This window comes from Pseudomonas sp. LA5 (genome assembly GCF_028640825.1).
GTDB classification, from domain to species: domain Bacteria; phylum Pseudomonadota; class Gammaproteobacteria; order Pseudomonadales; family Pseudomonadaceae; genus Chryseomonas; species Chryseomonas aestiva.
The window spans coordinates 1-502 of record NZ_JAQYZY010000012.1; the positions used below are offsets into that span (position 1 = coordinate 1).

2 protein-coding genes are annotated in these 502 nt (G+C 67.7%); both read left to right on the plus strand.

Annotated elements, in window-relative coordinates; translation table 11 throughout:
• On the plus strand, nucleotides 1-288 hold a 288-nt coding region (locus tag PVZ72_RS00380), incomplete at its 5' end, for a DegT/DnrJ/EryC1/StrS family aminotransferase (RefSeq protein WP_273860903.1).
• Nucleotides 285-502 (plus strand): glycosyltransferase (locus PVZ72_RS00385; protein ID WP_273860904.1); only part of this gene is annotated, 218 nt, incomplete at its 3' end. The genes PVZ72_RS00380 and PVZ72_RS00385, both read left to right, overlap by 4 nt.

The following is a 502-nucleotide window of genomic DNA, read 5'->3' on the forward strand; positions in this document are numbered from 1 at the left end:
ACCCACGCCTGGCACCTCTACATCCTGCGCATCTGCCCCGAGCGGTGCGGAATGGAGCGCGAAGCCTTCATGGCCGGCCTCAAGGCGCGCGGCATCGGCACCGGCATCCATTTCACCGCCACCCACCTGCACCCCTGGTACCGCGAGCGCTGGCCGGAGCTGGCGCTGCCCAACAGCGAATGGAATTCGGCCCGGCTGTGCTCCATCCCGCTGTTTCCCGACATGACCCTCGCCGACGTCGACCGCGTGGTCGGTGCCATCGAAGACCTGCTGGAGAAAGGTGCATGAAGCCCTATGCCATCGACCGGGTATCCGTGGTGATCCCCGTCTACAACGAAGAAGCCAGCCTGCCGGAACTGCTGCGCCGCACCTGCGCCGCCTGCCGCCTGCTGGATTGCCAGGTGGAAATCATCCTGGTCGACGACGGCAGCCGCGACCGCAGCGCCGAACTGCTGCAGCAGGCCGCCAGCGAGCCGGACAGCCCGGTCGTGGCGGTGCTGCT